Origin of the sequence: Pseudoalteromonas sp. SS15 (genome assembly GCF_049257195.1) — a bacterium.
GTDB lineage: Bacteria > Pseudomonadota > Gammaproteobacteria > Enterobacterales > Alteromonadaceae > Pseudoalteromonas.
The window spans coordinates 366,631-390,271 of record NZ_JBMMUD010000005.1 but is presented as its reverse complement, the minus strand read 5'-3'; the positions used below and the strand labels follow the sequence as shown (position 1 = coordinate 390,271).

Below are 23,641 nucleotides of genomic sequence, written 5' to 3'. Positions count from 1 at the left end.
TGAATCTATTTTTGGCTGCAGACTTTTAAAAATATTTACCAAATCAATATCAGTATCAAAATGTTAGTAAATTCCTTAATCACAGCTCAGGTTATTTAACGTTTCAAATATTGCCCCGGGGTACAGTTGAATACCTTTTTAAATGCGGTATTAAACGCCGAGCTAGACTCAAAACCCAGCTGCTCAGCGATTGTTTGTTGTGTGTAACCTGCTTCAATCATTTCAACCGCACGAAGACCTCTTAATTTTTGCTTCCATTGGCTAAAGTTCATAGCAAAGCTTTTATGGAATAACCTATTAAGCGTGCGAGTCGACGCGCCAACCAGTTCGCCCCATTGTTCAAGGGTTTTATTGCAGCCAGGGTTTGCGTGTAACTCAGCAATAATAGGCAATAAGCGGTCGTCTTGTGCGGTGGGCATAAAGAAGCTGCTGGTTTGGGCACATTCTAATTGGTCAATGAACACTTGGGTAAAGCGCAGTTTTTTATCGTCAGGTTGGTAGTTGGGAGGCCAGTTACATACCTCTAAGATCATCGCTTTAAGTAATTCATTCACATGGAGCAGTTTGGCTTCATTGCCTAATACTTTGACATATTTTTCATCAATATAAACACTTCTAAAATGCCCGCCATAACGACAAAAGGTCTCATGAGGAAGGTTGGGTGGGATCCACAAAGCTTGATCTGGTGGAATAACAAACTTACCCGCAGGCGTGTGAACACCTAACACCCCGTCGCTGGTATAAGCGAGTTGCCCCCAAGTGTGTGAATGGGTTTGCACATGCTGCCAAGGCGGCATTTCAGTGGCTCTTGGGTAGATAGGCTTGCCAAGGGCTTTTAGGTTAAAGCGTGTTTTAACACTCACCCAGCTCGAACTTGGCTGATTTGATAAATTATCTGTCATAACTTTGTATTTTGGTCACACTGTGCACAGCATACAATGTGCTTGCGTTTTAATCAAAGTGCTTATGTGAGGGAAAAGTGGAACAGAATAAACAGTGGCAGTCACCGTTTGGATTTTTAACTATTGCAACCATTGTCATGGCGGTCACGTTTTCGGCGTGGAATGCGTTATTAAACAATTTTGCAGTAGAGGCGGCACAGTTCAATGGTGCCAATATGGGCATGTTGCAGTCTCTAAGAGAGATTCCTGGCTTGTTGGCGTTTACCGCAGTTTTTATTTTACTGGTATTAAAAGAGCAAACCTTTGCGTTAATTAGTTTGTGTTTATTGTCAGTTGGTGTTGCGTTAACTGGGGTATTTCCGAGTGTTTATGGGCTATATGCCACAACGGTACTCATGTCGATTGGTTTTCACTACTTCGAAACACTAAACCAATCTTTGAGTTTACAATGGTTTAGCAAAGATGAAGCACCGCAAAAACTGGGTCAGTTGATGTCGATAAAATCCATGGCCTCATTGGCAACCTTTGCCCTAATTTGGCTAGGTGTGACTTTCTTTAGTACCGCCTATCAAGGGCTTTATTTATTCTTTGGTGGCGTAGGTTTGTTACTAACATTATTTATGATGGGCGCTTTTCCGCATTTTCCTGAGAAGAATGTACAACATAAAAAGTTAATCGTGAGAAAAGAATATAGTTTGTATTACATTTTGCTGTTCTTCTCAGGTGCACGTCGCCAAATCTTTATGGTCTTCGCGGGTTTCTTGATGGTTGAAAAGTTTGGGTTCGATGTGGCGCAAATAACCATGCTGTATATGTTCAATCACGTAATTAATATTTTTGCCGCGCCAATGATTGGTAAGATGATAGGTCGAATTGGTGAACAAAAAGCATTAACCATTGAATACGCGGGTTTAGTGTTGGTATTTGTCGGTTATGCGCTGGTGGAGTCGGCGGAGTTTGCTGCGGTACTTTACGTGGTAGATCATTTGTTTTTTGCCATGGCCATAGCCCTTAAAACTTATTTTCAAAAAATTGCCCGGCCTGAAGACATTGCCGCTACGGCCGGTGTGAGCTTTACCATAAATCACATTGCCGCGGTGATCATTCCTGCAAGCTTTGGGGTTGTATGGTTATACGATAGCTCACTGGTGTTTTACTTTGGTGCGGGTTTGGCTGCTTGCTCTTTAATTATGAGTCAGTTTATCGGCGGTCATTTGGCAAAGCATCAAGCTCAAAGTGAGCAAACAGCATAAGTTTTTAGCTTCGTACGCTCATGTTGTCGTCAAGATGAGCGTACGTTAAAGACTTTATCATTTTACATTTGTTCATAATCTGTAACGTTTCTGTCTGTCTATCATTGCTGCTCTGTGGTTATAATCGAGCCAAATGTTTATTCATAGGGAACGTTATGCATATCAAAGTGGACAACATCAGCAAGCATTACAAAGAAGTGACCGCCGTAAATGGTCTCAGCTTTGAAGTACAACAAGGTGAGGTGTTTGCACTGCTTGGCCCCAATGGTGCCGGTAAATCATCTCTTGTGCGCATGCTTGTAGGCTTTACTCAGGCCGACGAAGGTCAAATCACAATTACAGTCAATGGTGAGCAATACACGTCTATTCCTGCTTCAGAGTTGGGCTACTTGCCTGAAGATAGAGGCCTCTATTTAGAAAAATCTTTAGCACAGAACCTGATGTATTTTGCAACGCTTCGTGGCGTTGATAAAAAAACAGCCAAAGAGCGCATTGATTATTGGCTAGAACGTTTTGATTTACTCGAGCGAAAAGACGATCAGCTTAAAAGCCTGTCTAAAGGTAACCAGCAAAAAGTGCAGTTAATCAGTGCTGTATTGCACAAACCGCAATTGGTTTTACTTGATGAGCCATTTTCAGGACTCGATCCGGTGAATCAAGAGAAGGTTGTGTCGTTTTTAAAAGAATTAAAAGCGCAGAATATGACGGTTATTCTAAGCGCACACCAAATGTCGATGGTTGAAAAACTGGCTGACAGAATGTTACTGATGAATCACGGACAAAGTGTATTGTATGGCACATTGGCAGACATTCAATCACAAGTGGGTGTGGGGAGTGCTTTGAAGGTGACATTCACTCACGCAGTGAATGGAATTGAAGCGAGCAATAAGCTGACGCAATTTGAAGTTGAGCAACTGAATGACACCACCTTGGCAATTCGTGCCGAGCGCGCAGATCAACTTAATCAATTATTAGCGCATTTACCTGAGTTAGGTGATATCGCATTTATTGATAGCCAAAGAATGGATTTACACCAGCTTTACTTACACGCCATAGAAGCGGATCAAGCAGTACAAAAAGGAGAAGCCGCATGAGTCGATTAAATCAAACCCTGACTGTGGCTAAGTGGGAGTTCATGCAATTCTTTAAATGGAAGCAAGAGCTCATTGGCAAATCAATTATGCTGCTTGTGGCGCTAGGTATGTATTTATGGCACAACCAAGTGCTTTATCAGCCTGAGCCGCAGCAAATAGTCTCTAATATTGAATTACAGGGTCTTCAATTAGACGATGATTTTGTGCTTAGAACAGAATCAAAATCGAACGATGCACTTATTGCTGAAGTCAAAGCGGGCAACATTGATGGTGCATTGATCTTTGCTTCACAGGCGTTACCACAAAAAGTGACTTTATATTCTCAAGGTAAAATGTCTTGGCAAAATGACTTGCAAGTCCAGTTAAACGACTATGCGCGTTCAAATGCTGCCGCTTCTTTAAATCTTGGCCCAACTCAACTGGCTTTACTTGAACAGCCACTTCAGTTTGAAACAAACTACCTAGATGAAGCAGTCAAAGATGCGATGCAGCAATCTTCAATTACCGCTAATGGCTTACTATTTTTGATGGCCATCGGTGTGTTTATGACTTTTGGACAGGTGTTTGTGGCAATTACTGGCGAAAAGCAACAGCGCGTCACTGAACAGCTTTACTCCTGCATTGATGCAAAGACGTGGATTGAAGGTAAAATCATCGGGCAGATGTTGCATGCAGTGAAAGCCATGACGACAACCGCCATTACTGCATTATTGGGTTTTGCATTTGTACAGGTCATTTTGAAAGGTAGAGCGCTTGATTTCAGCATTTTCGACTTTACGGTTCTACCTTGGTTTATTGTGTTTGTACTGGTGGGCATTTATATGTGTACAGCATTTATCGCCGCTATTGCAGCTGCGATCGATGACCCGAACCACAGTGGTAAGTCAGCGTTTATGATGATCCCTCTGATCCCGATTGTGGCTGGTTTTATGATGATGGATAGCCCAAGTAGCTTGGCTGTGACTGTGTTAAGTTATTTCCCATTAACGGCATTTGTATTTATGCCAATGAAAATGGCGTTAATTGATGTGGCATTTTGGCAAGTAGCCATCGCTTTCATCAGCTCATTGCTTGGCTGTATTGTTATTCGCAATATGGCCGCACGTATGTTTAAAATGGGGATGACTATGTATGGAAAAGAGCCTGATTTTAAAACCATGATGAAGTGGGCCATTGCCGTTAAATCTTAATCGTTACTTTGCAGTAAAAAAGGCTGAATTCATTCAGCCTTTTTTACTTGTGTTTCTTCGCTTGTTTTTTATTAACTGATCTTCTATTTCTTTCGAAACCAATTGATTTTATCTAATTTAGGGACTGAAAGAGGCATATTTATCTGGAAATCATTATTTAGTAACAATTAGAGTCTTGGCTTGAAGAAAATATTCAACTATTGTTTTTAATAATATAAATAGCTAAAGAACGAATACCTATGTTTTTTAACTCAAGGAAAGAGCGCGAAATTTCTCAAGCGCTTCAAGTAAAACTTGATCTCCTCTATCAAACACATGCATTTCTTGAACTAAACAGCTCAGGCATCATCGAAAATGCCAGTGAGTACTTCTTATCAAAAACGGGTTACTCCTTGTTTGATGTAAAAAATCAAAACTATAAAGCGTTTTTTGATGCTGACTTAAATGAATTACAAAAAGCAGGCAATAATGAGCTTGTTCAAGTAAATTGCAATAACAATCAAGCAAAATGGTTTTCACTGAGTATCAGCTTCAGCAATGAGAATTTAATTATCTTATCTTTAACAGATGTGGATGCTTACGAACAACAGAGTGTTGATCAAAAAGGTCAGCTCGAAGCAATTGGGCGTTCTCAAGCTGTGATTGAGTTTGATTTGCGAGGATATATTCTTTATGCGAACGAAAATTTCCTCGATGTAATGGGTTATAGCTTAGATGAAGTAGTAGGCCAACATCACAGTATGTTTGCGGAACCTGCGTTTGCACAAAGTGCTGAATATGCTGAATTTTGGGCCGCTTTGAGCAGAGGTGAGTTTAGTTCTGGCGAATATAAACGCCTAGGAAAAGGCGGAAAAGAAGTTTGGATACAGGCCACTTACAACCCTATTTTTGATAAAAACAACCAGCCTTTTAAAGTCGTTAAATATGCTTCTGACATCACTGAAAGTAAGCAGCAAGCTGCTGATTACCAAGGTCAACTAGACGCTATAAGTAAATCTCAGGCAGTTATAGAGTTTAACATGGACGGCACCATCATTACGGCGAATGAAAACTTTTTAGCGACGATGGGGTATGATTTAAATGAAATTCAGGGCAAACATCACAGTATGTTTGCTGAGCTTGATTATGCACAAAGTGAAGACTATCGTGTGTTTTGGGCGCAATTGAATGCTGGTAAGTTCAGTTCAGGTGAATACAAGCGCTTAGCGAAAGGGGGCAGAGAAATTTGGATCCAGGCTTCTTATAACCCAATTTTTGATTTAAATGGTAAGCCATTCAAAGTCGTTAAATACGCCTCAGATATCACTGAGCAAAAGTTGCAAAGTGCCAGCTATGAAGGTCAATTACAAGCAATCAGTAAGTCTCAAGCTGTCATCGAATTTAACATGGACGGCACCATCATCACAGCCAACGATAATTTTTTAGCGACGACAGGGTATCAGCTCGAAGAGATCAAGGGACAACATCACAGTATGTTTGCTGAGCCTAATTACGCAAGCAGTGGTGAATATAAGCAGTTTTGGCAAAAGTTAAACAATGGTGAATTTGATTCTGGCGAATATAAGCGTTTGGCAAAAGGCGGTCGAGAGATTTGGATCCAAGCGACTTACAACCCTATTTTTGACGCCAGTGGCAGAGTAATAAAAGTTGTTAAGTTTGCCAGTGATATCACAGAACAAAAGCTGCAAAGTGCAAATTTTGCAGGGCAACTGCAAGCGATTGACAAATCTCAAGCCGTGATAGAGTTTAATCTTGATGGCACCATCATTACTGCAAATGAGAATTTTTTGAAAACAACAGGATATGCTTTAGATGAAATTCAAGGGCTGCACCACAGTATATTTGCAGAGCCTAAATATGCCAGAAGCGACGAGTATGTCCAGTTTTGGCAAAAGTTAAACCAAGGCCTCTACGACAGTGGCGAATATAAACGTTTTGCCAAAAATGGCAGCGAAATTTGGATCCAAGCGTCATACAACCCAATCCTCAATAGCGAAGGGCGACCATACAAGGTTGTTAAATATGCAACTGACATCACAGCAAGAAAACTGGCTATACGAAGTATTAAACAAGCAATCATTTCATTGGCTGACGGTAAACTTGCACAAAGCATTGATGAAGACTTAGGCTCAGAGTTTAATATCTTAAGAGATGCGATGAATGGTCTAATGCAAAACCTTAATAAAATGGTGATAGACATTACCCAAGCGTCGCAAATGGTAAATAATGGTGCGCAAAATATCGCATCAGGCAATGAAGAGTTAAGTCGTAGAACAGAGAGTCAGGCTGCAAGCTTAGAAGAAACCGCATCGACTATGGAAGAGCTTACCACCACGGTTCAGCAAAATGCTCGCAGTGCAGCAGATGTTTCGCTTCGTGCGGCTGATGCAATGCAAAATGCTGAAGAGGGTGGTGACACAGTGTCTTCTGCCGTAAACGCCATGTCAGACATTGAAAACTGCAGTAAGCGCATATCTGATATTATCGGGGTGATTGATGAAATCGCCTTTCAAACCAACTTATTAGCCTTAAACGCCTCTGTTGAAGCGGCAAGAGCCGGAGAAGCGGGGCGAGGTTTTGCAGTAGTAGCGAGTGAAGTTCGTAACCTTGCTCAGCGCAGTGCCTCTGCAGCGAAAGAGATAAAAATCTTAATTAAAGACAGTAGTGAAGCAGTACATAATGGCAGTGCTTTAGTTGCTGAGTCCGGTGTGAAGTTTAAAGATCTTATCTCTGTTGTCGGTGACGTTAATAAAATGATTAGCGAAATAACGAAGGCTAGCCAAGAACAGTCTGAAGCCATCTCTGCGGTGTCTGCAACGGTTGCACAGCTTGATAACCTAACGCAAAACAATATGCATTTGGTTGCCCAATCGAGCAGTGCAAGTAAAGATATGCGAGAGCAGGCGAGTCATTTACTTGATCATGTGTCAAATTTTGAAACATCTCAAAACCAAGAATTGCTTTTATCTCCTCAGGGCGTTCAAAAAGCAAATATACTCATATCAAGCGCTCTATCTGCATAGTAAAAAAGGGAAGTTAAGCTTCCCTTTTTAATGTTATGGCTCTGAATGATCTGACGAATCAGGTAAGTTTTCTGGTAGGTCACTTATCGCAGGTCGACGGCGACGTCTTGTTTTAGCAGGGATCATTTCACGCATTGCATCCATTCGGCCAAAACAAAGTAGTTTATCATCGGCTTCGAGCACGCGGTCTTTACGAGGGTTTGGAATAACTTTAGCACCTCGGTATAAGGTTAAAACGTTAATGTCTTTGTCGTGCAAATTTGTTTCTAAAATAGTTTTGCCAACAAAATTTGAGCCATCAGGAATATAAATTTCACCTACGCCATAACCTTTACTTACGGTCAGACGCTGACGTACATCAATTTCAGGAAAATCGACTTGCGCTGCGATATATTCAATGATTGCGCCGGCTACATCAAGGCCAGTACAAGTTTCGATGCCTTCAAGGCCTGGTGATGAGTTAACTTCCATGACTTGCGGACCAGTGGCACTTTCGAGCATATCCACACCAGCCACTTGCAAGCCCATAATTTGCGCGGCTTTCACTGCGGTTTCTTTATATTCTTCACTGAGTTCAACCGCTTCAGCCCGACCACCGCGGTGCACGTTACTTCTGAACTCTTGGCCTTGAGCAACACGGCGCATGGCTGCGACAACACGGTCACCGACGACGATGGCACGAATGTCTTTACCTTTACTTTCAGCTACAAACTTTTGAATAAGGACGTTTTGCTTTTGGCTCTGTAATAGTTCAATGATTGATTCAGCGGTATTTACCGACTCTGCCAATAACACGCCGATACCTTGCGTACCTTCAATGAGTTTGATGATGACAGGTGCGCCACCCACACGTTCAATAGCTGGAAGTACGTCTTTTTTATCTCTAACGAAAGCTGTACGAGGAATACCTATGTGATGACGACTCATCAGCTGTAAGCTGCGTAATTTATCGCGAGAGTTGGTGATACCATGTGCGGAGTTGGCGCAAAATACATCCATTTCTTGGAATTGACGAACAACCGCAGTGCCATAATAAGTAATAGATGCACCAATACGTGGCAGCACCGCATCGTATTGGCTCAATAGTTTTTGTCTAAAGTGCAGCGCAGGCTCACCCTGTTGCAAATCTATGGCAAACTTTAAGGTGTTCAAAACCTTAACATTATGGCCGCGTTGCAAAGCCGCTTCTTTTAGTCGCTGAGTACTGTAAGAATTTGGCCCACAAGATAAAATGGCTAATTTCATAAATTCCTTCCTAAATTTTTTGTGCAAATACTTACTGCGTAACCTGTATTTACAGAATGAGGTTATTTGCTGTCTTTAGACACTAAAAACTCTTGGCTAGGATCAACCAAAATATGTTTTTGCATGGCTTCGCGGCCCAGTAGCATCAGGTTTTGCATAGTTGATCTGTCGGTTAATGTGAGTTTGATAGGCCAAGTTCTCCCTCCAAGAGAGAGCTTGGTTTTAATCACAATGCGGTGTTCGGTGTTGGCCGTTGAGCTTTTGACAACTTTTCTGCCTTTTAAAGACAAGGTTTTAGTGACAACTCGGTCGACATTATGAATATCTGGATGAATGTCAAAACGCACCATGGCTTTGCCATCTTCTTCAAACTCCTCAATATTATCAACGTGCAAAGATGAAGTGGCGGCGCCAGTATCTACTCTAATTTGAATATCGAAAAGCTCTAACTCGGGCAAGTCACAGCACTCAAGTGCGCCAACGAGTAATTTTTCGCTCGATTCCTTCATTTTTCACCCTTTTAAAATTAATGCTGTAGCAAATCTGCTTTTTAGTTTTGGGTCATACCAGTTATAGCACTTCTAAGTTTAGATTAAAAATTACTCAGAAAAATTTATGATCCCTCCTGTTGCTTACCATTGAGACCAAAAAGTGGACCGTTGATAAAAATAATGGCTGTAACTCATTGTCCGATGAGTACAATGAGCGTCCATTACTGCGAATCACTCACTTACTTAGAATAGTTATGAAAAATATAAGGTTACAGCGCAATGAACAATTTGTGGCGCTAGCAGCAATCGCACTTATTAGTTTGACGATCAGCATAACTGACTGGCTTCAACGAGGCATGTTACCGTCGTTCAATATTTTGCTTTCTGCAGTCAGTGCCGTTTTGTTTATGTATTGGTTACCTATGATTATTGGCTATTTATTGGTAATCAAATTCAAGATTAATCGTTGGTTTTTGCAATGGATTTCGCTTTTTTTGAGCATCAGTTTGGGTGCATTTGTTTGGGGAGAGATTAGAGCGCTATTTCTACCTCTGCAAGGTATAGGTTTTTTGCAAGCGTTTTTAATCAGCTTGCCATGGAGCACAATGATATTTGTTGCGGTTAAATTTTATTTGGCTCAAAAGCATCTCAAATTAGAGCAGCAATTAAGGAAGCAAGCAGAAATCAACTTGCTACACGCTCAGTTAAACCCTCATTTTCTATTTAATAGTTTGAATACCATAGCGTCATTTGCGCGCACTCAACCAACACGCTGTGAAGATTTAGTACATGATCTGGCAGCCGTTTTGCGTTATTCATTGTCGCAATCAGGTTTAAATCAGACCAATGCATCAATACCAAAGGAGGCTTGGGTTAAGTTGAGTGACGAACTGGTCATTTTAAATAAGTGGTGTGATATCGAGCGAGGTCGGTTCGGTGACAAGCTCAACATTCGCTTCGACATCGACGAAGCGCTGCTTGATGAAATTATGCCAGCCATGTTACTACAGCCACTGATTGAAAATGCCATAAAACATGGTAAGTCGATACCATTACATATTTGGATCACAGTTCAACGTGACGGCCAATATATGACTTTTAATGTACGTGATAATGGAGTGGGCTTTGCAGAATCTGATTTAGCTAACGCCCACAGTAAAAACACCGACATAAGACATAAGAGGGTTGGACAAGATAAAGTCGCGCATTTTGGGCTGGAGATCACTCAAGCAAGGTTAGAATTAGAAGCAGGCTCAAGGCTTGAACTCAGCAATACCTCAGAGGGTGGAGCAAGTGTTGAGTTTAAATTACAAGTAGGGACTATGGCATGTTAAATATCGCCATTGTTGAGGACGAACTGCCAGCATTAGAAAAGCTCAAAGCCCAGTTAAGCCGAGTATGTAGTCACGCTTTGTTGTTTACATGTCAATCAGTAAAGGCATGTTTGGCTTCAAGTGAATTGTCAGAAGTAGATGTGCTTTTTGTCGATATTAATCTGCCTGACGCCAGCGGAGTGAGCTTGGTAAAGTCTCTGAAGCAGCTTGGATTTAAAGGTGAATGTGTTTTTAGCACAGCCTATAGTGAGTTTGCCGTGGAGGCTTTTACAATTGGCGCCGCCGATTATTTATTAAAGCCCTATACTGACGAGCGTTTATCGTTGGCTTTATCTCGAGTTAACGACAAGCTCAATAAACAAACATCAGAATTGCAAGAACCTGAAGCGCTTACTCTTGTTAGTAAAGTTGGCGATAAAGTGACTTTGGTGAAAGTGTCCGATATTTGTGCAATCAAACTAGAGCATGGTCAAGCGATTGCGTATGGCTATGAAGCTTCATATCCGCTAGACCAGTCTCTTGATGAATTAATGACTTTATTACCTTCTCAATTTTTGCGAGTTCACCGAAACGGCATTGTGAATAGCAAAGAAATCAAACAAATGGACCGCTGGGTAACAGGCGGCTATTTAATCAAATTTAATCAATCAGAAGTGCAAGTAATCAGCAGCCGAAATGGCGGGCGATTGCTAAAAGATAAGCTAATGCGGTAGCTAATCTAACCATTTAAAATCAATAGGAAAACTTATGAAAAAAATAATGCCATGCCTCTTGGTAGGGCTGCTTTCGGCCTGCTCAAATCAAAACACGCAAGATGTTAAAACTCATTTTATCGACGATGGCCAAAAACACCCTTTAGTGATTTTGCTTGGAGGCAGTGATGGAGGCAATACACTCGCAAAACCACATTGGCAGCCAATTTTCGACAGATTAAATGAAGCAGGTATGTCTGTGGCATCACTTGGCTATTTTGGTACAGACAATACACCCAGAAGTGCCGCTGAGTTGTCATTAGAAGAAATAGAAAAGCGTATATCTATATTGGCTAATAGCGACAAAATCAACAACAACTGTGTGGCGGTTTTCGGTTTCTCTAAAGGTGCAGAGTTGGCTTTGTTGCTAGGTAGTCATTTTGATTCGATTAATCATGTGGTCGCTGTTATGCCAAGCCATGTCACTTGGAATGCTGTGAAAACAGTAACAGAAAAATCTAGTTGGACATTAAAAGATCAGCCATTGGCGTATATCAACGCGCCATTGTTTTCTTGGCAAATGCAAAAAGGGAATGTCACCGGCGAGTTTACGCCAGCTTTCGAGCAAGCCTCAGCTAAGGCAACAAATCTTGAAATTGAGCAGGCGAGAATACCGATAGATAAAAACAAAGGACCAGTCTTGCTTGTGTCAGCCAAGCAAGATGAAATCTGGCCGTCTTACGATATGGCGAATGAAGTGATGAAGTACCTAGAAAAGCAAGAGTATGGCTACACTTATGAGCATATTGCACTTGAGGGGAGTCATTATGGATTCGATAGACAAGCCCTTAATCAGGTTAGCGATTTTTTAAAACAGCATTTAGTGGTTAGCTGTGGGCTGTAAAACTCAGGCATGAAGATTTCTTGAGTTTTTCAAGGGCTAAGCATTGTTAATTTTTATATTCAAGTTTATGTTAGAGGAACTGCCAATTGGCAGGGAAACTTTTCATAAGGATAATAAAATGAAATTAAAACTGAATAAGAAAAATCTAAAAAAACTCAATAACGATAAGTCACTTTCTATGAATGCTACACCACAAGTGGCGGGTGGTGCTTTCACTGATAACAAAGCACTGTGCGTTCCAACAAACCATTGCGCTTGGTTAAATACAGATGCGTTTTTAGGTTGCCCTACAGGCCCAGGCTATTGCTTTAGTTCACCTCATGAAGCTTGCGTAGATACGCGTATTTAGTATCTCGTAAAAACTTAAAGTTATTGACCGAGGCCGTTATATATCGGCCTTTTTAATTTATAAATGATATTTTTTACAAGGGCTTAGCTGGAATTTTTGTTTATGTTAAACCATTCTCAATGGGTGTAAATTAATTTGATTACTAAGGCGTTATAAAGAGAATTTCAGGAGAAAGTTAACTGAGTAATTTATGGGCCAGTACTAAACCCTCTATATTTAAGCAGGCTACAGAGGGTTTAGTTAATATTAAAACGGTAACTTAACCTTGTTTACCAATAAGAAACTTTGCAATCTCTTCAGCATGCATACGAGCAATATCTTGCATATCTCCAATAGCCATAACATTAAAGCTTGAAACTTTTGACTTACCGATCACTTTACCATTTTCATCTGTAACAGTGACTTCTGAGTCAACGCCCGTCCTTTCCAGCTAGTATGCCAAACATTGCTCTTGTGAAACCTGATCTCATTCGATAATCAACAATATCGACGGTAATTGAGCTGCCATCATTTTCGCTGTAAAAACCTTTGTTTTTTAGTTCCATTTTTAAATATGATTTGACTGCTTCAGAAAAGTGTTCTGGCGCATCAGGGGCTTTGCTTTTTAACTCTATATTTGCATATTTCATTTGTGCTTGGTTACGAGATTCGATAGCCTGAGAAATTTTAGTTGAGCTTGAACAAGCACTTAGTAATAAGCTAAAAAATATAATTCCTAGTGTTTTTTTCATTTTATTTCCTAATACATTAATTATTATAGTTACTAAAAGTTATAAAATGCTCTTTATTATTGTGAGCTAGGCATAACAAAAGGCCCGCTATGATGCCATTGAGTAAATAATATTTAAGTGGAGCGTGAGGGGGGAGCTAAAGTTTTGTTTTAAAGTACATTCAATTTAGTCTTCCTTTTTAAGTGTAAATTCCCTTACGCAGATAGCCTTTTTTAAATTGTTACAAACAAGTTTAATTGAAGACCCATAATTTAATTGTCCAAAGTTAAACGCCTTAAGTGAATCAATTGGTAAGAAAAATGAAAAAAGCAACGGTTATTGGGGCAACAGGGTTAATTGGTAAACACCTTGTTGAAATGTTAGCTCAACAGCCCGAGTATGGAAAAGTAACCGCCATATCAAGAAGAAAAGTTGAGTTCAACAACGTCAAAGTCGAAAATATCGTGGTTGATTTTGCTAATTTGGCCCAATTCAGAGATGCATTTGATGGTGATATCTTATTCTCTTGTTTAGGCACCACAAAAAAGCAAGCGGGTTCTGTTGCTGCCCAACGTGTGGTTGATGTCGAATACCAGCTAAAGGTGGCTGAACTTGCTGCTGATAATGGTGTGTCTGAGTACTTTTTAGTGTCTTCAAGTGGCGCAAACGGCAAAAGCAAGAATGCATATTTGCAGATGAAAGGGGAGTTAGAAGACAAAGTAACACAACTTAAATTTAAGCGTATCTGTATTTTTCAACCATCACTGTTACTGGGAGAGAGAGAAGGTTTTAGGTTTGGAGAAAAGCTTGGTAGTTGGATATTGCCGACACTATGCCGTTTACCTTTACTAAAACGCTATAAGCCAATTTTCGGGGAGCAAGTAGCAACTAAAATGTGTCAAGAAAGTCTGAAGCTAAAAACAGGTATGCAACGATTTACCCTCGATGCGTGCTTTCCTGATGAAATATAAGCTTAGTAAATCAAGAGAGAAAAGTGGCACTTTACTTATCAACCCATCGACTCAATCTAATTGAGTTAAATGTTGAAGCGTTAATCGATGACTTATTAATAGCAGCTATTCCAAGTATTTTGACTGAGGCCGTTGTGGCAAGCTTGCCGCCTTATTTTCATGGCGTGAGCAATGGCGCAGAAGCTAAAGTTTGGTTAAGTAAAATGCGCTCAGAGAGCCGGTTGTTTTTAATTCAAGATAAAGACGATGCGTGTTTAGGTTTTGTATTTGTTAGTAATACAGACAAGGCTGAGAAACACATAGGCTACTTACTTGCGCAAGAATATTGGGGTAAAGGCCTTGCAAGTGAGTTATTGCATGCCTTTATAAAGCGCGCAGAGCAAATAGAGTCGTGGCGAAGCCTTGTTGGCGGGGTAGACAAAGGCAATCTTGCTTCTGCTAAATTACTGTTGAAACTGGGCTTTATACCTCAAGAAAGTGAGCATGAAAACGTCGACTTTTTTGAATATGTACTAAATCAGGATTCATTAAATAGTGTTTAAGTGATTTAATTCAATGTGTTTTAAAAAAGGAATTTTAGGGAAGTTAAATAATGAAATGCCCAGTATGCGAAAATAAAATAGGCTTTTTCTCAAAGGCTTTGAATAAGTGGGGGAAATATAAAACCTGTCCCCATTGTCAAACTAAAATAGAAGTTGCCATTAACTTAAAATTCCTAGCCCTAGGTATCATCCCATTAATTTTCTTCTATATATTTGCTTTAAATCCGCTTGTATCGCAATTTGGTATGTTCTCAAGTGTGTTGATAGGTATTATCGCTGGAATTTTTATAAGTTTTTCGCTTCAGCTTGAAAAGAAAGAGCAGTTTAAAAGTTAGTTCACTTAAATATTAGCTACTCAGCTTTTTTTCACTTTCGGGCCCACTCTGTGAGGAGGCTGATTTTTTATCCTCAATAGTATTTACTTCTTCAGCAACTTCTTTAAAGCTTTTAATCGATTTTATTGCTTCAACATAAAAAATTGTGGCTTCTTTTGCCTTGTGATCATAAGTGAACACATAGTTTACACTGGTGCCTAATAAAGAAGTCTCAATGGGCGCTTCTTGGTCACTTAAAACAATAAGTACTCTCTCAGACTCACCCGCTTTAATATCATTTGCTTCAATTTTTGCAAATGCAAAAATATAAGCAATAACACATATAGACACAGCAGCGAGAGTAAATCGCAAGTTCGTTTTAGGGTTGTTTGGTGCCCAAAGCAATGCACTCAAAACTCGCATTCGCTTTGGCATTTGACCATCAGCATATTCCAGTTTTTTTCTGGCTCTAAAACGATTACCTATGTCAGCAATAACTAAAACCAAAATTACCGCGATATACGTAAATACGATATTTGGATTTTTGATAGGTGTAGCCAACATATCTTCAAAGGAAACATATTTAACAATGCTGATCCCGAACTCACTATAAAACAGATGTAGGTAGGCCATACTGGTGAGTAATAAAACCAGATAACAGAAAGCTACGCTTATCCCAGTGGAAATACGGATGATTTTAAAGATCTCTTCAAATAAGTACATTTCAGAGAGTTGCTTAAATTTATACTTGTTATTATCAGTACTGCTCAAATCACTTATTCCTTGAATCACATATAAACTTACCGTTTTTGACAATAGCACTTTGCTTTGGGTTAGTCACTGAACGAATGGCGTTTCATATGCTTATTCCAGATAAGAGAATGTCTACTGTTTGTCCAGCAAGAGATGTGAAGAAAGACCGCTTTTTCTATCTAATTTCACACTTAACCGACAAGGTTGGTTTTTAGAAAACAAACCGGATTTAGCTTTAAAAGTGAGGTTTGGCTTGGTTTCTTCTGAACGTTCAATAAATAGCTCTACATCGAGTTTAACATGCTCTATTTGCAAAAATGACAAAGGGAATAAGCTTAACAAAGGTGCATCAATCAGGGTATGTGTGAGCGTTTTATCTTCATTGTAAACGGGCATGCTTATGCGCACAGTTTTGGCTTCTAATTCCTCTTTTGAATTAATATTTAAGCGGTTCAGTAATGCATGGTATTTGTCTACTTCAGCCATTTGTTGTGCTTGGTAGAGCGCACTTATAAGCTGGTTTAAAATAGGATCTGCATCACTGATTTTCACTTTTGAGCGATTTAATGAACTGGCCAAAACAATTACCCTGGGATCTGAGAACGTAGCGCACGTTCATATCCATCAACCAAATAACGCAAGCCATCAGGGGTTTCCATGGCGGCAATTTTCACTTCTAGTTTCGCCTTGCCGCCATTGCCTAAGTTAGCTCCTTCAGCGGCTAAATCTTGACTCTTGGCTGTGCGTTTTGGGAAGGACACTTGTAAGTCTTCACCGTTTACGCTGAGTTCCAGTTCAGTGGCAAATTCCATCTCTTTGAGCTCAACTTGAGAAAGGGGCACTAGGGTGATCAAAGGCACATTAACAGTTTGAATACTGGCGCCATCCTTGGTGGTTTTTGGATATTGGACCGCGACCATACGAGGTTTCATTACCTGCACCGGAGGCTCTTCATTAGGTGTTTGTGTTTCAGTGCGTGAATTAATCGCAGCTTTTCGGGCATTGCCTGAGGATGTCTGTTCAGGCTCATCATCAACAGGCTCAAAAAATTGGTCAATGAGGCCGAGGTTTTTTTGTATTAATGCTTCGCCCGCAGCTGCAGTGGCAGTGTGTATAGTTTGAACGAATTCTTGTAGGTTGATCATATGCAGGTCCAGTTAAAATTTTTCACACAATAGCGATTTAATCATCTCAAAACTCGGGCAGAACTCGGATCTCAAGGCGTAAAATTGCCTGAGTAGAAGCCTGTTTTACACGATTGTTCAAATTTAAAAGCCTTTAACCTTATATGCTCATACATAACGAAAGGAAAATACCATGAGTGTAAATCAAGGGCCTGCGCTGCTGTCGATGGCGCAACAATTCAGCGGTTTGCCAATGAAAGACTTAATTGGCGGGCCATTAATGGCGGCTGCACAGGCCAACCATAAAATGGCGATGACGCAAGTACAGTTTATGTTAGATACCTGCTTCAATAAGACTGAGAGCAAGTCACAAGACTCAGAGTTTAAAGGTGAAATGCTTGAGCCCATTATGGTGGCGCTCACATTGAAACGCCCAGTGCTTACAACCAGCAATAAAGATGGAGAAATCACTACAACTCAATCATCGGTTGAGTCAGAAATTCATTTGCCATTACTGACCTTGCTTCCTTTGAATGCACTCGCGGTTGATGACGTGAACATTCATTTTAATATGGAAGTGAAATCGAGCTTTTCTCATGAGAAAAGCAATGAGCAAAGTCAGTCGGTCGGCGCAGAAGCATCGTTTACTCAGAAGCTGAATTACGGCTTAGGCTCTACAGAAGTCTCAGGCTCAGTGTCATATTCGAATGAAAGTAAAAATAGTGAGACTGAAAAATATAATAAGAGCAACAAAGCGACTTACGATGTCAAAGTACATGCAGGTCAGTTGCCTTTACCCGAAGGAGTTGGGGTGATCATTAAAGCGTATACAGACAACATTTCACCTGTGATCATCAGTGGCGATGGGACCAAAGCTGACGCCTCAGGAGGTAAAAGTAACTAATGAGTACAATAATTGATTGTCCATATTGTGAATCAGAAGGGCGTAAAAGCCCTATTGTGATTGAGCCTAACTTATTGCTGCAGGGTAAATCTTTTACATGTAGTTGCTGTAAGAGTGAGCTCTCTTTAAAACCGCAAAGCGCGAATGTGTTTGAACGTGGTTTAAAAGCGTATCAAAACTATCAACATGTGACTGCGTCATTGCAAGATGCAGGTAATACCCCGAGTTTGGCTTAAAATCGATGCTACCGAGTATATGTCGGTAGCTGTAAGCTCATTTTTTAAATTCAACTATAACCCGACATGAAGTCGGTACCACCTAAGGTTATTTAGTCCAAAACAAAAATAAATCTCGGTAGCAGCGAATTTACTTCGCGTCTTATCAATACCACTAAGTTAAATATAATCCCCTGATTTTACAGATTATTACACCGATTAAACACTTCTTTAAAACAACATACTAAGGCTGTTTCAAAACACATAAATGAGATTAAAGAGGATATTTATGAAACAGGTTTTATGGTCGTTGTTGTTTGTGACATGTGGGTTGTTTACTGCAAAGATAAATGCAGAAGATCAGCAATTATGGGTGTCGGCAAATAAGACGCTTTTTAAACAAGGGACGGTTTCAAGTTCATTTTACACCGAATTGAGAACTCAAAATGGAGTAGATGACTTGAGCGGTTTTTTTGCCGGACCCAAGTTGAGTTACAAGCTTAACGAACATGTCAAAGTCGCTACAGCAGGTAAGTTTATTCGCTTGTATAACACCTCAGGTGATGACCAGTTACAACGTTTAGAACTAGAAGCGTCGTTTTCATCAGGAAAACTCGCCAGTGGCTGGCGTTTTGGTTTACGCAATCGCGTTGAATATATTGAAAAAGACAGCGAAACCAATGGTCGCTATCGTATTAGAGTAAGTGCAGATAAAGATGCATCACTCGCTCATATTAAGCGCTTTCACATTCGCCAAGAGTGGATTTTAGATGAAGACTATCAGCTTACTGAATACCGCCTTGTACCTTTTGCTTTCACATTAAAAAATGCCTTGATGGGCGCGCAAGTCAGCTACTTGTTAAGACGAAAAAGTAAAACCGGAGAATACAGTCATGTATTAAGTTTGGCTTGGCAGTTTTAAGGAGTGAAGGTGATGTCAGTAAATACGGCACTGAATACATTGAAGTTAAATGGGCGTATTGCGGTGATTTATTCTGCTGATCCTGCACAAGTAGGTTCAGTGATTTATCGAAGTTATAACACTCGTAGTTGGAAAAGCTATCAAAAGGTAGCGAATGATATCAAGGTGGGTCTAGAGCAAGCAGGATTTAATCAGGTTATCTGCTTGGCCGATGATCAGCATTTGGCTAGGCAATTAGCTGAAAATAAAATCGACTTTGCTTGGCTAAATACGGGAGGGATGCAAGGCGCAGATCCTTGTTGCCATGGTGCCGCGCTGTTAGAAAGTTTAGGGATCCCTTATGTTGGGCATACGCCGCTTAATGCCGCGCTTATGGATAATAAATTCCTGTTTAAAAAGCTGTTACAGCAACTTGCTATTCCTACCGCAGAGTATGTGCTTTGGCACCCAGAAAAGCCAAATACAGCTGAAGAATTGGTGCTCAGGCATAACAAACTTCACTTCTTTGGCGATGCTAAACTTATTGTTAAACCTGTATCGGGGCGGGCCTCTAACCATGTGCATTTGGTTAGCTCTTTGCGCGAACTAAATGAGGTTTGTCAGCAGGTTTATTCACACACGCAAAGTGCCGTTTTAATTGAGCAGTTTTTATCAGGAGACGAATATTGTGCTTCGGTGATCCCAACCATGGGTGAACTGGCTTCGCCCACTTGTTTTGGTATTTATCAGCGCAATTTAGGGCCTGGCAATCGCATATTTACGTCAATGGATGTCAAGCCAATCGGTACGGACTCCATCATTACATTATCCGATGAACAGCAAGCTCACCTTAATGAGACGGTGACAGCTTATTGTAGAAAGCTATTTTCTGTTTTGAACTTGTATGGCTTGTTTAGGCTCGATTTGAGAATGGATTCAAAAGGACAGCTATGCGTTCTTGAAGCAAACCCCAAACCTGATCTAGGGGCTGTACATAATGGTACAGGCAGCTTAGTTGCAATGGGTTTGCAAGAGCTCAAAGTCTCGTACACGCAATTTTTAGACTATTTAGTTCAAGTCAGTTTGAGCCATTTATCTTTGCATCGAACACCTAAATATCATGCGCTGTTAGCACGTATAGGTGCGCCATGTCAGTAGAACCAGAGGTTATGCATAACCCCGAAGAGCAACATGTAACAGTAAATCGCATTGGGCTAATGTATTTGCTAAAGCAAACTGTGCAATTGCAAGTCACCTTATTATTGTGTGTTGCTGTGATAGTGTTCATTGCCGCGGGTGAAGCATATCGGGTTGCCCCAGAGTTGGTGCTTAAAAATATTTGTAATCAATCACATATCTTGCGTCAGCAAATTAATCAATCGCTCAGCTTAGGTATGCCGATTGAATACAAGGGGTTTGCACCGCAAGTACATACTTTTGCGTTGCAAACCCAAGGGGTCGAACGGGCTGAAATAAAACCCATTTATGCGCAAGCTGACACGCAAAACAGTGGTCTCACTCCCTTATCTTGTTCAGCGGCCCCAGGACAACTCGTTGAGCAAATCGACATTGATATTCTGGGACTAGTACTGCCTAAAGCAGCCTCACAGCAATATGTTTTGCAACTGCCATTGGCAACTAATACCGCTGATGTAGGCGTGCTTTCAATCGCCCTGACTGCGGGCATTTTCAATCAAGAAATCCATCAGGCATTTGGCAAAATTATCGATTCAATACCTTGGGTTTTCATCATTTTTACCTTCTTTGTGGCAGGACTTTTTCAAAAACAAGCAAAGGCCAGCACCTTGAAGTGGGCGTTTTATTGTGTGTTTAGCTTACTCACCGTGCAATTGGTGATGACCTCTTTTTCTCTATATCAAACCAAAATTATTGGTCAAAGTGATGCGGTGCTTGATTTATTGTCGCAGCGTTTGAGTGAAGTGACCGATATGGGGTTTGATTTAGATAATCAGGTACGTGGTGTAGATGAGTTATTAGAGCCTTATCGGGTTAATAACAGTATTTTGCACAGTTTGAATGTGTTGAAGCTGGGTGAAGCATCAGGACCAGATAACAAAGAGGGGGTCATAACAAACTGTCGACAAATTGGATTGTCTGATTATCAAGTATGTAGTGAGGTGCTAAGTAACGACATTTATCAAAAATTGTGGAAGGCCGTTCGCAATATTTTCATTTTGTTAGCCGCTTTATTATTGATTTTAAATGTCTTAGTCGAAGCGGTAGTCAGCAGTCAGCGAAGCAGTAAAGTGAGCAAGTCAGCTTTACCGAGTAGCTATCGTGCAATTCGAGCCATTTTTGTGTTGGGTGTCTTGCTTGAGTCGATCACCTTATCTTTTTTTCCTGCTTACTTAAGGCAAACACTGGCGCTTAGTAGCGGCGAATTACAGTTGATATTCAGCCTATACTTTTTGGGTTTTGCTTGTGTCATGGTGCCTGCAGCAGTGTGGGTTAGACGCTTTGGCGTTCAAACTATGCTGCGCTTGGCCTTAGTGGTAAATAGTCTATCATTGCTTGTTCTTGCCTATTTTGTTGAAGCTGAGTTACTTGCAATTGCGCGATTATTATCGGGTATGTCACAGGGGTTATTGGTGATCTGTGTGCAAAGTCAGTTTTTACGGATCGCTCAATCTCACCCTCAGTTTTCAGCGAGTAATCAATTATTAATTGGTTTTTATATCGGGGCCATCGCTGGGGTGTCAGTGGGGGCGGTCGTGGTGCCAATTTTAGGCGTTTCAGGGGTATTTATGAGTGCAGCTGTCATTGGCGGCCTGACATTTCTTTATAGTCTGAATCAATCTATAGAGCTGGCAGCCGAAACAAGTGGTGACGACGAAGTTAAGCCCTCTGCAAGCAAGGGGTTACTAACAGACTTATTAATGATGTTTAAAGATAGGCAATTACAGCAATGCTTGTTACTTATCGCTATCCCAATCAAAGCCATACATACCGGGGTGATCTTGATTTATATCCCAGTGCTTATCAATCAGCAGTTTGCAGACCCTAATATCGCTGGGCAAATCATTGCCTTGTATTTCTTCGCAATCCTGATTGCGACACATTTAGCTAAGCCCAATGCCAATAACCAACTACGAGCCATTAGTTTGAGTGTTTTGGGCGCAGGGTTAAGCATTATGCTCATAGCCAGTTTTGAGTGGATGGCGCATACCTTAAGTCACTATGGGTCACTGCAAAGCTATCAAGAACTGCTGTCGGTGAGCGTTATTGTGATTGCGGTACTTATGGTGGGCTTTTTTCAGGGCACATTGGGCAGCCCATTGGTCGGGGTGATGCTGAGTAGTCACTATGCTAAACAATTTGGCAGTGACATTACCGCGGCTAATTATCGATTTTTGGAACGCATGGGGGCGGTATTGGGCCCCATGCTGACTGCAGTAATTTTGGTACAAGATAGCAATAGCAAAGTGAATACTAACTTGTCTTTAGTAGGCTGTATTTTCATTGCTATGGGATTTGTTTTTTATATTTTTATGAGGTTAACATGTCAAAAGGACAAGTAATATTGACGCTGTTTTTCACAGTTTTTTTATGTGTGTTCAAAGCTAAGGCTTTTGAAGTGGGTTTCTGCGATAGAATGTTTATCGCTTATCAAAAGGTTGCGCCAGAGCACAATGGTTTAACTTGTAAAAAGCGTTTTGTAAAAAGCGCCAAAACAGGGCGATTGAAAGAGCAAGCGGAGTTAAATCGCTATCCCGATCCGCAATTTAATATTTTGGTTTTATCACCCAAATGGTCCACCGCCTATGATATTTCTACGGCAGAGATTGCCCGTGATTTTAGAAATTCAGGCATAAAAACCAATTTCACTTTGTTCAATTATGAAGGCAATGAAGTGGAAGCCGAAGCTATGGTTGCATGGGCGCAGTTAAAACAGTTCGATCTCATTTTTTCAATGGGCTCGAAGGCAACCGATTTTGTAAGTCGAAATTACAAAAATGGCGCCATTCCAGTTGTCAGTGCCTGTAGTAAAGATCCGATAGCCATGGGTTATGTCGATCCCGTGTTGATGAAAAGCCAAACAAACATTGCTTATACATCTTTGAACATTAATGTAGATACGCAACTGGCCTATATCAAATCTAAGTTTTTATCAGATCTCACCGACCTTGCAATTATTTATGATACCAATAACACCAGTTCAGTGGTGACACAGGTAAAACCGTTTCTGAGCCTCCAAGAGGCATATAAAGTAAAAGTGAGCGAAATTGGAGTGGATTTAAAAGACCCTAATCATAATCTTGAACGCAAAATGCAAGAGTTTGTTGAGCTTGAGAAATCGAACCAAGCAAAAGCCTTTTTAGTGACAGGTAGCTCTGAGCTTTATGAGAATGTCGATCTGATTAACGTCTATGCGCAAAATGTGCCTGTGCTGAGTGTCACGCCGAGTCATGTTGAAGGTGGTGAGCGTAGTGTCTTTATGGCTATAGGTGTTAGCTTTGAAAGTAACGCCCGTTTAGCGGCAAACTATGCGAAGCGTATTCTAATGCACAAAGGCAAACCAGGTGAGTTACCCGTAGGCTTAGTAAAGGCGCCTGATATTGCCATTAATTTGATGCGAAAACCCGATGAAATCACCAGCCTACCCATTAACTTCTTAGAAGATGCCCTGCATATTTTCAATAGCCAAGGAGAGCCGATGAAAGTTGGCGGCTTGATTGTGTCTCCGACACAGCTTTAAATAAATAGGGCTG

24 protein-coding genes and 1 pseudogene are annotated in these 23,641 nt (G+C 40.7%); 17 read left to right on the top strand and 8 right to left on the bottom strand.

Annotated elements, in window-relative coordinates; genetic code table 11:
* Positions 1-95 precede the first annotated feature (95 nt).
* Positions 96-902, bottom strand: a complete 807-nt coding sequence (locus AAEU28_RS12990) for an AraC family transcriptional regulator (RefSeq protein ID WP_421964501.1) — start codon at positions 900-902, stop codon at positions 96-98.
* 77 nt (positions 903-979) lie between these two features.
* On the opposite strand from AAEU28_RS12990, the gene AAEU28_RS12985 reads away from it, so the two are divergent.
* From AAEU28_RS12985 to AAEU28_RS12970, 4 genes are all read left to right on the top strand, one after another.
* Positions 980-2,155 carry an MFS transporter gene (locus AAEU28_RS12985; protein WP_421964500.1) on the top strand — a complete coding sequence of 392 codons (1,176 nt, stop codon included), beginning with the start codon at positions 980-982 and terminating at the stop codon, positions 2,153-2,155.
* 155 nt (positions 2,156-2,310) lie between these two features.
* Positions 2,311-3,249 (top strand): ABC transporter ATP-binding protein, encoded by a 939-nt coding sequence (locus AAEU28_RS12980; protein ID WP_349285785.1) that lies wholly within the window; start codon positions 2,311-2,313, stop codon positions 3,247-3,249.
* Positions 3,246-4,439: an ABC transporter permease gene (locus AAEU28_RS12975; protein WP_421964499.1), complete on the top strand. Its 1,194-nt coding sequence runs from the start codon at positions 3,246-3,248 to the stop codon at positions 4,437-4,439. Before AAEU28_RS12980 ends, AAEU28_RS12975 begins: the two co-directional genes overlap by 4 nt.
* 239 nt (positions 4,440-4,678) lie before the next feature.
* On the top strand, positions 4,679-7,462 hold the full coding sequence (locus AAEU28_RS12970) for a methyl-accepting chemotaxis protein (RefSeq protein ID WP_421964498.1): 2,784 nt from the start codon (positions 4,679-4,681) through the stop codon (positions 7,460-7,462).
* Positions 7,463-7,495: 33 nt separating this feature from the next.
* Here the strand turns inward: AAEU28_RS12970 and AAEU28_RS12965 are convergent, their stop codons facing one another.
* The 3 genes and pseudogenes from AAEU28_RS12965 to AAEU28_RS12955 form a co-directional block, all read right to left on the bottom strand.
* Positions 7,496-7,768, bottom strand: coding sequence for a cation:proton antiporter regulatory subunit (locus AAEU28_RS12965; protein WP_421964539.1), 273 nt, complete (start codon positions 7,766-7,768; stop codon positions 7,496-7,498).
* A 15-nt stretch (positions 7,769-7,783) separates the two neighbouring features.
* Positions 7,784-8,707, bottom strand: a pseudogene (gene rimK / locus AAEU28_RS12960) (30S ribosomal protein S6--L-glutamate ligase); the annotation flags it as partial.
* Positions 8,708-8,769: 62 nt separating this feature from the next.
* Positions 8,770-9,216, bottom strand: coding sequence for an ATP-dependent zinc protease (locus AAEU28_RS12955; RefSeq protein WP_404390485.1), 447 nt, complete (start codon positions 9,214-9,216; stop codon positions 8,770-8,772).
* A gap of 236 nt (positions 9,217-9,452) precedes the next feature.
* Here AAEU28_RS12955 and AAEU28_RS12950 point away from each other — a divergent pair, with 236 nt between their 5' ends.
* The 4 genes from AAEU28_RS12950 (at position 9,453) to AAEU28_RS12935 (ending at position 12,477) form a co-directional block, all read left to right on the top strand.
* A complete protein-coding gene (locus tag AAEU28_RS12950; RefSeq protein ID WP_421964497.1) occupies positions 9,453-10,532 on the top strand; it encodes a sensor histidine kinase in 1,080 nt (359 codons plus the stop codon).
* Positions 10,526-11,245, top strand: a complete 720-nt coding sequence (locus AAEU28_RS12945; protein ID WP_421964496.1) for a LytR/AlgR family response regulator transcription factor — start codon at positions 10,526-10,528, stop codon at positions 11,243-11,245. Before AAEU28_RS12950 ends, AAEU28_RS12945 begins: the two co-directional genes overlap by 7 nt.
* Positions 11,246-11,279: 34 nt before the next feature.
* Positions 11,280-12,128: an acyl-CoA thioester hydrolase/BAAT C-terminal domain-containing protein gene (locus tag AAEU28_RS12940; RefSeq protein ID WP_421964495.1), complete on the top strand. Its 849-nt coding sequence runs from the start codon at positions 11,280-11,282 to the stop codon at positions 12,126-12,128.
* Between the two features lie 118 nt (positions 12,129-12,246).
* Positions 12,247-12,477: a hypothetical protein gene (locus AAEU28_RS12935; RefSeq protein WP_421964494.1), complete on the top strand. Its 231-nt coding sequence runs from the start codon at positions 12,247-12,249 to the stop codon at positions 12,475-12,477.
* Between the two features lie 410 nt (positions 12,478-12,887).
* Here AAEU28_RS12935 and AAEU28_RS12930 read toward each other — a convergent pair whose 3' ends face one another.
* The gene (locus AAEU28_RS12930; protein WP_421964493.1) at positions 12,888-13,208 is read right to left on the bottom strand and encodes a hypothetical protein; all 321 of its coding nucleotides are present in this window, start codon (positions 13,206-13,208) and stop codon (positions 12,888-12,890) included.
* Between the two features lie 299 nt (positions 13,209-13,507).
* On the opposite strand from AAEU28_RS12930, the gene AAEU28_RS12925 reads away from it, so the two are divergent.
* Genes AAEU28_RS12925 through AAEU28_RS12915 form a run of 3 tightly spaced genes read left to right on the top strand, consistent with a single transcriptional unit; the run spans position 13,508 to position 15,035 of the window.
* On the top strand, positions 13,508-14,158 hold the full coding sequence (locus AAEU28_RS12925; RefSeq protein ID WP_421964492.1) for an NAD-dependent epimerase/dehydratase family protein: 651 nt from the start codon (positions 13,508-13,510) through the stop codon (positions 14,156-14,158).
* A 23-nt stretch (positions 14,159-14,181) separates the two neighbouring features.
* Complete coding sequence (locus tag AAEU28_RS12920) at positions 14,182-14,700, top strand: GNAT family N-acetyltransferase (RefSeq protein ID WP_421964491.1); 519 nt, start codon at positions 14,182-14,184, stop codon at positions 14,698-14,700.
* A 50-nt stretch (positions 14,701-14,750) separates the two neighbouring features.
* Entirely contained in the window at positions 14,751-15,035 is a 285-nt protein-coding gene (locus AAEU28_RS12915; protein WP_421964490.1) for a hypothetical protein, read from the top strand.
* A gap of 12 nt (positions 15,036-15,047) precedes the next feature.
* Here the strand turns inward: AAEU28_RS12915 and AAEU28_RS12910 are convergent, their stop codons facing one another.
* The 3 genes from AAEU28_RS12910 to AAEU28_RS12900 form a co-directional block, all read right to left on the bottom strand.
* Entirely contained in the window at positions 15,048-15,830 is a 783-nt protein-coding gene (locus AAEU28_RS12910; RefSeq protein ID WP_421964489.1) for a hypothetical protein, read from the bottom strand.
* Positions 15,831-15,899: 69 nt separating this feature from the next.
* Positions 15,900-16,346 (bottom strand): DUF2589 domain-containing protein, encoded by a 447-nt coding sequence (locus AAEU28_RS12905; RefSeq protein ID WP_421964488.1) that lies wholly within the window; start codon positions 16,344-16,346, stop codon positions 15,900-15,902.
* A 5-nt stretch (positions 16,347-16,351) separates the two neighbouring features.
* Complete coding sequence (locus tag AAEU28_RS12900; RefSeq protein WP_421964487.1) at positions 16,352-16,912, bottom strand: DUF2589 domain-containing protein; 561 nt, start codon at positions 16,910-16,912, stop codon at positions 16,352-16,354.
* Between the two features lie 172 nt (positions 16,913-17,084).
* Here AAEU28_RS12900 and AAEU28_RS12895 point away from each other — a divergent pair, with 172 nt between their 5' ends.
* From AAEU28_RS12895 to AAEU28_RS12870, 6 genes are all read left to right on the top strand, one after another.
* Positions 17,085-17,795: a DUF2589 domain-containing protein gene (locus AAEU28_RS12895; RefSeq protein WP_421964486.1), complete on the top strand. Its 711-nt coding sequence runs from the start codon at positions 17,085-17,087 to the stop codon at positions 17,793-17,795.
* On the top strand, positions 17,795-18,031 hold the full coding sequence (locus AAEU28_RS12890) for a hypothetical protein (RefSeq protein ID WP_349285802.1): 237 nt from the start codon (positions 17,795-17,797) through the stop codon (positions 18,029-18,031). The genes AAEU28_RS12895 and AAEU28_RS12890 overlap by 1 nt, the downstream gene beginning before the upstream one ends.
* 268 nt (positions 18,032-18,299) lie before the next feature.
* On the top strand, positions 18,300-18,932 hold the full coding sequence (locus tag AAEU28_RS12885) for a DUF2490 domain-containing protein (RefSeq protein WP_421964485.1): 633 nt from the start codon (positions 18,300-18,302) through the stop codon (positions 18,930-18,932).
* Between the two features lie 12 nt (positions 18,933-18,944).
* Positions 18,945-20,069 (top strand): ATP-grasp domain-containing protein, encoded by a 1,125-nt coding sequence (locus AAEU28_RS12880; RefSeq protein WP_421964484.1) that lies wholly within the window; start codon positions 18,945-18,947, stop codon positions 20,067-20,069.
* On the top strand, positions 20,060-22,450 hold the full coding sequence (locus AAEU28_RS12875; protein ID WP_421964483.1) for an MFS transporter: 2,391 nt from the start codon (positions 20,060-20,062) through the stop codon (positions 22,448-22,450). The genes AAEU28_RS12880 and AAEU28_RS12875 overlap by 10 nt, the downstream gene beginning before the upstream one ends.
* Positions 22,432-23,628: an ABC transporter substrate-binding protein gene (locus tag AAEU28_RS12870; RefSeq protein ID WP_421964482.1), complete on the top strand. Its 1,197-nt coding sequence runs from the start codon at positions 22,432-22,434 to the stop codon at positions 23,626-23,628. Before AAEU28_RS12875 ends, AAEU28_RS12870 begins: the two co-directional genes overlap by 19 nt.
* The last annotated feature ends 13 nt before the right edge of the window (positions 23,629-23,641 follow it).

Bases quoted from the DNA above. Each gene is read 5' to 3' on its own strand.
- AAEU28_RS12975 (WP_421964499.1), top strand. From the start codon at position 3,246: ATGAGTCGATTAAATCAAACCCTGACTGTGGCTAAGTGGGAGTTCATG.
- AAEU28_RS12945 (WP_421964496.1), top strand. From the start codon at position 10,526: ATGTTAAATATCGCCATTGTTGAGGACGAACTGCCAGCATTAGAAAAG.
- AAEU28_RS12980 (WP_349285785.1), top strand. From the start codon at position 2,311: ATGCATATCAAAGTGGACAACATCAGCAAGCATTACAAAGAAGTGACC.
- AAEU28_RS12880 (WP_421964484.1), top strand. From the start codon at position 18,945: ATGTCAGTAAATACGGCACTGAATACATTGAAGTTAAATGGGCGTATT.
- AAEU28_RS12900 (WP_421964487.1), bottom strand. From the start codon at position 16,912: ATGATCAACCTACAAGAATTCGTTCAAACTATACACACTGCCACTGCA.
- AAEU28_RS12950 (WP_421964497.1), top strand. From the start codon at position 9,453: ATGAAAAATATAAGGTTACAGCGCAATGAACAATTTGTGGCGCTAGCA.
- AAEU28_RS12895 (WP_421964486.1), top strand. From the start codon at position 17,085: ATGAGTGTAAATCAAGGGCCTGCGCTGCTGTCGATGGCGCAACAATTC.
- AAEU28_RS12970 (WP_421964498.1), top strand. From the start codon at position 4,679: ATGTTTTTTAACTCAAGGAAAGAGCGCGAAATTTCTCAAGCGCTTCAA.
- AAEU28_RS12930 (WP_421964493.1), bottom strand. From the start codon at position 13,208: ATGAAAAAAACACTAGGAATTATATTTTTTAGCTTATTACTAAGTGCT.
- AAEU28_RS12915 (WP_421964490.1), top strand. From the start codon at position 14,751: ATGAAATGCCCAGTATGCGAAAATAAAATAGGCTTTTTCTCAAAGGCT.
- AAEU28_RS12990 (WP_421964501.1), bottom strand. From the start codon at position 902: ATGACAGATAATTTATCAAATCAGCCAAGTTCGAGCTGGGTGAGTGTT.
- AAEU28_RS12890 (WP_349285802.1), top strand. From the start codon at position 17,795: ATGAGTACAATAATTGATTGTCCATATTGTGAATCAGAAGGGCGTAAA.
- AAEU28_RS12955 (WP_404390485.1), bottom strand. From the start codon at position 9,216: ATGAAGGAATCGAGCGAAAAATTACTCGTTGGCGCACTTGAGTGCTGT.
- AAEU28_RS12940 (WP_421964495.1), top strand. From the start codon at position 11,280: ATGAAAAAAATAATGCCATGCCTCTTGGTAGGGCTGCTTTCGGCCTGC.
- AAEU28_RS12885 (WP_421964485.1), top strand. From the start codon at position 18,300: ATGAAACAGGTTTTATGGTCGTTGTTGTTTGTGACATGTGGGTTGTTT.
- AAEU28_RS12935 (WP_421964494.1), top strand. From the start codon at position 12,247: ATGAAATTAAAACTGAATAAGAAAAATCTAAAAAAACTCAATAACGAT.
- AAEU28_RS12875 (WP_421964483.1), top strand. From the start codon at position 20,060: ATGTCAGTAGAACCAGAGGTTATGCATAACCCCGAAGAGCAACATGTA.
- AAEU28_RS12925 (WP_421964492.1), top strand. From the start codon at position 13,508: ATGAAAAAAGCAACGGTTATTGGGGCAACAGGGTTAATTGGTAAACAC.
- AAEU28_RS12870 (WP_421964482.1), top strand. From the start codon at position 22,432: ATGTCAAAAGGACAAGTAATATTGACGCTGTTTTTCACAGTTTTTTTA.